This window comes from Proteus sp. G4380 (assembly GCF_963885725.1).
Lineage (GTDB): Bacteria > Pseudomonadota > Gammaproteobacteria > Enterobacterales > Enterobacteriaceae > Proteus > Proteus mirabilis.
Genome location: NZ_CAWPAV010000136.1, coordinates 22,172 through 30,612, shown reverse-complemented (window position 1 = coordinate 30,612; position 8,441 = coordinate 22,172). Strand labels below are relative to the sequence as shown.

Genomic DNA, 8,441 nt, shown 5'->3' with positions numbered 1-8,441 from the left:
TTTTAGAATATTATTTCAAACAATTACGCACGCTCGCACAGCCAGATCGTGTTTATCTAAAAAATAAATTTATTCGTAACTTAGGTTATCAACCTAATTTTCGCCACCCCATGTCATTGAATGAAAAAATCAATGCACGTATGTTATTTGATAGAGATCCTATCTATACACGCTTAGCAGATAAAATCAGTGTCAGGGAGTATGTAAAAGAAAAGATAGGCGAAAAATATCTGGTCAAAATCCTTAATACTTATCGCCATCCAAATGAAATCGAACTTAATACACTACCTAACCGTTTCGTATTAAAATGTAATCATGACAGTGGCAGTACTATTATTTGCCTTGATAAATCTCAATTTGATTTGGAGATGGCAAAAAAGAAACTTAATTTTCATTTAAAGAGAAATCTCTACCACGTTACTCGTGAATGGCATTATAAAAATATCAGTGCGCAAATTATCTGTGAAGAGTATATCGACCTTTTTGATACTCAATGTCCGATGATCCCAACCACATGCCGTATCCACTGTTTTCATGGTCAGCCTCATTATGCGGAAATTGATATTTCGGATACAAAGGGATGCGAGTATATCAATGTTTATGATACACAATGGCAATTACAGCCTTTTACTTTAGAAGATCCCAATACCCCAGAATATATTGAAAAACCGCTACAATTTGACAATATGCTCACATTAGCCAACAAATTAGCTAACGGTTTTGCCTATTGTCGGGTCGATTTTTTAATGTCAGAAACCACACTACTGTTTAGTGAAATGACCTTTACCCCCAATGCGGGGCGCATTCCCATTAAACCAAAAGAGTGGGACTATAAATTAGGTGAATTATGGACACCTATTGCTTCTTAACAAAAGGTATATGTATATCATGAATATATTTATCACCGATTTTTACCATCGCAGCGATTTGTTAGATAAAGCAGAAGCCATGATAGCCAACCATTGGCCTGCTTTTATGATGGGAACTTCTGTTGATGATAGCTATTGGGAACGCTTATATGATGTGCCTTTTTCCCATTACCAATTTATGGCGGTATTAAAAACGCAAACAGAAGAAAAGGTTATCGGTGTAATTAACTCCATTGCGTTACCTTGGCAAACCAACTCTCTCAACGATTTACCGGATGAAGGTTGGGATCGTGTTTTTCAGCTAGGCATGGAGGCTGAAGAACAACAATTACCTTGCCATCTTATTTCTGCTTTGTCGGTTACTATCGATCATCATTATCGGGGGAAAGGTATTGCTCAACGCTTAATTAATACCTTAAAGGAGCATGCAAAAAAACAAGGTTACCTCGGTGTTGCTGTACCTGTACGCCCTACATTAAAACATTGTTATCCATTGCACTCTTTTGCTGAATATTGCCAATGGAAAAACGATAATGATGAGCCCTTTGATCCTTGGATACGTACACATTGGCGCTTAGGTGCCACCACGATCAAAATTGCCCCACAGTCTATGAAAATTGAAGCACCGACAGAAAAATGGCAACAATGGACTTCATTACGATTTCCTGTCAGTGGTGACTACACCATTCCTATGGGGCTGGCACCGTTAAATATCGATATTCAACGTCAATATGGTGTCTATCTGGAACCCAACCTTTGGATGTTTCACCGCATACGTTAATCAGTGAGTCGTTGTGGATGAGTAAAAACAGTTGCTCTTCCACGGCGACAAAAACCCACCAGCGTCAAATTATATTGATTCGCCACTTCAACGGCGAGTGAGGTAGCAGCGGAAACCGCAAATAAAATTTCGGCACCACACATTGCTGATTTTTGCACCATTTCATAACTTGCACGACTTGATACTAATATTGCACCCTCTGTCCACTTTTGTTGTGTTTTTAAGCCAATCAACTTATCAAGTGCTACATGACGCCCGACATCTTCGCAACCACCTTGTAATTGCCCCTCAGGAGATAGCCAAGCTGCGGCATGAGTACATCCTGTTAGCTCGCCAATTTCCTGTACGGTTTTTAGTTGCTCGAGTGCGTTATCAAGCAAAGAGAGTGAAAATGTTTGTGTAAAAGGTAATGGCGCTATAGGGCGAAAAATTTCTGCTAATTGCTCTGTACCACAAATACCGCATCCGGTGCGTCCCGCCATACTACGACGTCGCTCTTTTAATTGCATAAAGCGCCGACTTGATAATTCAATTTGTACTTCTGTGCCACCATGGCAACTTTCAACGATTTCAATACTGCGAATTTCGTTAGAAGATCCTATAATGCCTTCAGATAAGGAAAATCCGACAGCAAATAACTCTAAATTTTTAGGGCTTGCCATCATAACAACGTGAGATATTCCGTTGTACACTAATGCAACTGGAACTTCGAGTGCAATATAGTCCTGCTCTGCTTGGTTAAGGGAGCCTTTGTGTTGCACAGTTGTTTGATCTATGCCAACAATTACACGTTTAGTTAACAAGTTTGTCGATTTTGTTTCATCCATAAGATGAATTCCTAATTTTATTAATACATAATAACAATACGGGTAAAACGATTTTACACTACCTATCAGGCAATGAACCTGATCCTATTAAGGATAATAGGAATAAAAAAACAATCAGCTCCTGTTTTCGTGAAGAAAATCAGAGTCAGTAAAAGCAATGTATGATGAGGAGAGACCCCATGCAGGTCAGCAGAAGACAGTTCTTTAAGATCTGTGCTGGCGGTATGGCAGGTACTACAGCGGCTGCCTTAGGTTTTGCACCCGCTGTTGCGTTAGCAGGCTCACGTCAGTATAAATTACTGCGTGCCCGTGAAACTCGCAATACCTGTACGTACTGTTCTGTCGGTTGTGGACTATTAATGTATAGTCTGGGCGATGGCGCGAAAAACGCAAAAGAAACCATATTCCATATTGAAGGTGATCCTGACCACCCAGTAAACCGTGGTGCACTTTGTCCTAAAGGTGCTGGTCTCGTTGATTTTATCCATAGTAAAGGCCGTTTACAATATCCTGAATATCGTGCTCCCGGCTCAGATAAATGGGTAAAACTTTCATGGGAAGAGACCTTTGATCGTATCGCACGCTTAATGAAAAAAGATCGCGATGCCAACTTCGAAAAATTCAATAAAGAAGGTGTTGAAGTAAACCGTTGGTTATCAACGGGGATGCTTTGTGCCTCCGCAGCAAGTAACGAAACAGGCTTTTTGACCCAGAAATTCTCAAGAGCACTTGGGATGCTGGCTGTCGACAACCAAGCGCGTGTCTGACACGGACCAACGGTAGCAAGTCTTGCTCCAACATTTGGTCGCGGTGCGATGACCAACCACTGGGTTGATATGAAAAATGCCAACCTTATCGTCGTTATGGGCGGTAATGCGGCTGAAGCACACCCTGTCGGTTTCCGCTGGGCAATGGAAGCTAAAATCCATAATAAAGCCAAGTTAATTGTGATTGATCCTCGCTTCACACGTACTGCGTCTGTTGCGGATTTCTATACGCCTATTCGTTCAGGTACAGATATCACCTTCTTATCGGGGGTTATCTTATATCTGCTCGAAAATAAAAAATATCAAAAAGAGTACGTTGAGGCTTATACCAATGCCAGCTTGATTGTGCGCGAAGATTACCATTTTGATGATGGTCTCTTTAGTGGTTACGATCCTGAAAAACGTCAATATGATAAAACCACTTGGAATTACGAGATGGATGAAAATGGTTTCGCTAAACGCGACACCACGCTTCAACATCCTCGTTGTGTCTGGAATCTATTAAAAGAACACGTTAGTCGCTACACACCTGATGTGGTCACTCAGATTTGTGGTACACCAAAAGAAGATTTCTTAAAAGTCTGTGAATATATTGCTGAAACAGCGGCGAAAGATAAAACAGCCTCTTTCCTGTATGCATTAGGCTGGACTCAACACACTGTTGGTGCACAAAACATTCGTACTATGGCGATGATCCAATTACTGTTAGGTAATATGGGTATGGCAGGTGGCGGTGTTAATGCTCTACGTGGTCACTCTAATATTCAAGGTTTAACAGATCTTGGTCTGTTATCACAAAGCTTACCGGGTTACCTAACCTTGCCTTCTGAAAAGCAAACATCGTTAGAAACCTATTTAGCAGCCAATACGCCAAAACCGACCGTCCAAGGGCAGGTTAACTACTGGGGTAACTATCCTAAATTCTTCGTCAGTATGATGAAGACATTTTATGGTGATCATGCTCAACGTGATAACGATTGGGGATTCTCACTATTACCTAAATGGGATAAACCATACGACGTTCTGCAATATTTCGAAATGATGGATAAAGGTGAAGTCAATGGCTATATCTGCCAAGGCTTTAACCCTGTAGCTTCATTCCCGAATAAGAACAAAGTGATCCGTTCATTATCAAAACTGAAATTCCTTATCACCATGGATCCGTTAAATACAGAAACATCTTGTTTCTGGCAAAACCACGGTGAAGAGAATGATGTGAAAACAGCAGATATCCAAACTGAAGTTTTCCGTCTACCTACGACTTGTTTTGCTGAAGAGAACGGCTCTATTGTTAACTCAGGACGCTGGTTACAATGGCACTGGAAAGGTGCTGATGCCCCAGGAATTGCACTGCCTGATGGTGAAATTCTCTCAGGTATTTTCCATCGTTTACGCCAACTTTATAAAGAAGAAGGTGGCGCAATGCCTGAGCAGGTGTTGAATATGACTTGGGATTACTTTGATCCTAATAATCCAACATCTGAAGAAGTGGCTCAAGAGAGCAATGGTAAAGCCCTTGTCGACTTAAAAGACGCTGATGGCAATATCATTTTGAAGAAAGGTCAGCAACTAAGCTCATTTGCTCAGTTACGTGATGATGGTACAACGGCAAGTGGCTGTTGGATCTTCGCGGGTAGCTGGACAGAAAAAGGCAACCAAATGGCTAACCGTGATAACTCAGACCCATCAGGTTTGGGTAACACATTAGGTTGGGCGTGGGCATGGCCTTTAAACCGTCGCATTATTTACAACCGTGCATCAGCAGATCCACAAGGTCAACCATGGGATCCAAAACGCAAGTTAATCGAATGGGATGGTAGCAAATGGACAGGTATTGATGTACCTGACTATAGCAATGCCGCACCAGGCTCTGATGTTGGTCCATTTATTATGCAACCTGAAGGTATGGGGCGTTTATTCGCTATCGACAAGATGGCAGAAGGTCCATTCCCTGAACACTATGAGCCAATTGAAACCCCATTAGGTACCAACCCACTGCATCCAAATGTTGTTTCAAACCCAGCAGCACGTGTGTTTAAAGATGACTGGGAAGAGATGGGTAAAGCAGAAGAGTTCCCATATGTAGGTACGACTTACCGTCTGACTGAGCATTTCCACTTCTGGACAAAACATGCGCTGTTAAATGCCATTATTCAGCCTCAACAATTTATCGAAATCGGTGAACGGTTAGCGGCAGAAAAAGGTATTTCTCAAGGTGACACCGTTAAAGTCAGTTCCAAACGTGGTTACATTAAAGCAAAAGCTGTAGTGACCAAACGTATTAGAACACTTGATGTTGATGGTCGCAAAGTGGATACCATTGGTATTCCGATCCACTGGGGTTTTGAAGGGGTTGCGGTTAAAGGCTTTATTGCTAATACCCTAACGCCATTCGTCGGTGATGCAAATACACAAACGCCAGAATTTAAAGCGTTCCTTGTTAATGTGGAAAAGGTGTAAGGAGATAAATTATGTCACTGCAATCACAAGACATTATTCGTCGCTCTGCCACCAATTCCCTTACTCCCGCACCACAAGTGCGGGATTACAAGGAAGAAGTGGCAAAACTTATCGACGTTACCACCTGTATTGGTTGTAAAGCCTGTCAGGTTGCTTGTTCTGAATGGAACGATATCCGCGATAAAATTGGTACTAACGTCGGTGTTTATGACAACCCAACGGACTTAACGGCTAAATCATGGACAGTGATGCGTTTCTCTGAAGTTGAAGAGAATGGCAAATTGGAATGGTTGATCCGTAAAGATGGTTGTATGCATTGTGCTGATCCGGGCTGTTTAAAAGCATGTCCTGCGGAAGGCGCTATCATTCAATATGCTAACGGTATTGTGGACTTCCAATCTGAGCACTGTATCGGATGTGGTTACTGTATTGCTGGTTGTCCTTTTAACGTACCGCGTATTAATGAAGAAGATAACCGTGCTTATAAATGCACCTTGTGTGTAGACCGTGTTGAAGTGGGTCAAGAGCCGGCTTGTGTTAAAACCTGTCCGACTGGTGCTATCCATTTTGGCTCAAAAGAGTCGATGATTAATCTTGCCAATGAACGTGTTACAGAGTTACAAACTCGTGGCTATGACAACGCTGGACTCTACGATCCACAAGGCGTTGGTGGCACACACGTTATGTACGTGCTTCATCACGCGGATAAACCCAACCTGTACCATGGTTTACCAGAAAACCCAGAAATTAGCTCAACGGTTAAATTCTGGAAAGGTATTTGGAAACCATTAGCGGCGGTTGGTTTTGCTGCTACATTTGCAGGTGCTATCTTCCACTACTTAGGTGTTGGCCCTAACCGCACCACCGAAGAAGATGAAGAAGCGGCACAAAAAGAGATGGAAGCATCTTCTAAAACACAGACCTCTGTGAATAAGGAGGAGCAAAAATGATGAAGAAGAAAGGTGATAAAATTCTTCGCCATACCGCATCAGAGCGAATTAATCACTGGGTTGTTGTGATTGTATTTCTATTCACAGCCATCAGTGGTTTGGGTTTCTTCTTCCCATCTCTGAACTGGTTTATGAACATTTTAGGTACGCCTCAACTGTCACGTTTACTTCACCCATTTGTGGGGAGTGCGATGGCGATTTTGTTTATCTTTATGTTCTTCAGATACCTGAAGTACAACTTTATTGATAAAGATGACTTAGTTTGGGCTAAAAATATTCATAAAGTGCTAAAAAATGAAGAAGCGGGTGATATTGGTCACTATAACTTAGGTCAGAAAGGCATTTACTGGGCATTATCTATCAGTTTGATCCTGCTGACGGTCAGTGGCATCATCATTTGGCGTCCTTATTTTGCTGAATATTTCTCCATTCCGGTGATTCGTATTGCATTGCTGGTGCACTCATTTGCCGCAATCTTACTGATTATTACCGTTATCGTTCACGCTTATGCAGCGTTTTGGGTGAAAGGCTCAATTCGTAGCATGGTTGAAGGTTGGGTGACTCGCGGTTGGGCGAAAAAACACCATCCTCGCTGGTATCGTGAAGTACTGGAAGAAGAGAAAAAAGAAGCCGAAAAGCAGTCACAGAAATAATGCACTAACGCTAATTTGCTGAACAAACGGAGGCTGACTGTTGCCTCCGTTTTTATTTTATTTACCCGATCATCTTCAAGCGTAAATAAACAAGAAATTGACTATATCCTTACCTGCTGTCATGGCTTCAAGTAAAATTTTGCATTATTCTGATGCCAATATTTGTAGGTAATACACTATGAAGGAAGATAGAACGTTATGAGTATTCGCATCGTTCCTAAAGAGCAATTAGGTAAAGAGCCATCAGAAAAAAGCATCAGCTTTATTCCACCGGTGTTATTCCCTAATTTAAAAAACCTCTATCAACGTCGTGCTGAACGTTTTCAAGCATTAGCCAAAGACAATCCTTTCGCTGATTATCTTGAATTTGCTGCCGAAATTGCCTTAGCACAAGAAAAAGCATTACATGATAACCCGCTTGAATTAGATTTAACCCCGTTACTTTCTCAACAAACGGGTATAGCGCCGCTAGATAAAAAGACCTTTAAGCGTAGTAAGCATTGGCATGCATTACTCGCCTCAATCATTGCGGAATTACAATCCGTTGTACCTGAAAGTGCTAAAATTGCCTTAGAAAATCTCTCTAAAGCCTCTGAAACCGAATTAGAAGAGATGGCAACAGCACTATTAAACGATGAATACTCAAAAGTTTCCGCTGATAAATCAGTGTTTATTTGGGCGGCATTATCACTTTACTGGGCGCAACTGGCGGCAAACATTCCCGGTAAAGCGAAAACAGAATATGGCGAAAATCGCCAATTTTGCCCCGTTTGTAACAGTATGCCTGTATCGAGTATGGTACAAATTGGCACCACTCAAGGACTGCGTTATTTACACTGTAATTTATGTGAAACCGAATGGCACGTGGTACGTATAAAATGTACTAATTGTGAACTAACGGGCAAATTAAATTACTGGTCTCTTGATAGTGAAAATGCGCCAGTCAAAGCAGAAAGCTGTGGCGATTGTGGTAGTTATTTAAAAATTTTATACCAAGAAAAAGATGCTAACGTCGATGCTGTAGCTGACGATTTAGCCTCCCTTATTCTTGATGCAAAAATGGAAGAAGAAGGTTTTGCACGCAGTAGTATTAACCCCCTTCTATTCCCCAATGAATAATAATTAGGTATTAAC

7 protein-coding genes are annotated in these 8,441 nt (G+C 41.5%); 6 read left to right on the top strand and 1 reads right to left on the bottom strand.

Annotated elements, in window-relative coordinates; translation table 11 throughout:
- Nucleotides 1-869: ATP-grasp fold amidoligase family protein (locus AACU98_RS12330; protein ID WP_161734814.1), on the top strand; the 869-nt coding region annotated here is incomplete at its 5' end.
- 19 nt (nucleotides 870-888) lie between these two features.
- Nucleotides 889-1,650: a GNAT family N-acetyltransferase gene (locus tag AACU98_RS12325; protein ID WP_232464478.1), complete on the top strand. Its 762-nt coding sequence runs from the start codon at nucleotides 889-891 to the stop codon at nucleotides 1,648-1,650.
- Here the strand turns inward: AACU98_RS12325 and fdhD are convergent.
- On the bottom strand, nucleotides 1,647-2,477 hold the full coding sequence (fdhD, locus tag AACU98_RS12320) for a formate dehydrogenase accessory sulfurtransferase FdhD (RefSeq protein WP_004246534.1): 831 nt from the start codon (nucleotides 2,475-2,477) through the stop codon (nucleotides 1,647-1,649). The two genes, AACU98_RS12325 and fdhD, sit on opposite strands and share 4 nt — an antisense overlap.
- A 179-nt stretch (nucleotides 2,478-2,656) precedes the next feature.
- Here fdhD and fdnG point away from each other — a divergent pair, with 179 nt between their 5' ends.
- The 4 genes from fdnG to fdhE all read left to right on the top strand — a co-directional run bounded on the left by fdnG (nucleotide 2,657) and on the right by fdhE (nucleotide 8,426).
- Nucleotides 2,657-5,704, top strand: a complete 3,048-nt coding sequence (fdnG, locus tag AACU98_RS12315; protein WP_080633831.1) for a formate dehydrogenase-N subunit alpha — start codon at nucleotides 2,657-2,659, stop codon at nucleotides 5,702-5,704.
- An 11-nt stretch (nucleotides 5,705-5,715) separates the two neighbouring features.
- Complete coding sequence (gene fdxH, locus AACU98_RS12310) at nucleotides 5,716-6,654, top strand: formate dehydrogenase subunit beta (RefSeq protein ID WP_004246537.1); 939 nt, start codon at nucleotides 5,716-5,718, stop codon at nucleotides 6,652-6,654.
- Entirely contained in the window at nucleotides 6,651-7,307 is a 657-nt protein-coding gene (gene fdoI / locus AACU98_RS12305; RefSeq protein ID WP_004246538.1) for a formate dehydrogenase cytochrome b556 subunit, read from the top strand. Before fdxH ends, fdoI begins: the two co-directional genes overlap by 4 nt.
- 198 nt (nucleotides 7,308-7,505) lie before the next feature.
- Nucleotides 7,506-8,426: a formate dehydrogenase accessory protein FdhE gene (gene fdhE / locus AACU98_RS12300; protein ID WP_004246539.1), complete on the top strand. Its 921-nt coding sequence runs from the start codon at nucleotides 7,506-7,508 to the stop codon at nucleotides 8,424-8,426.
- Nucleotides 8,427-8,441 lie beyond the last annotated feature (15 nt).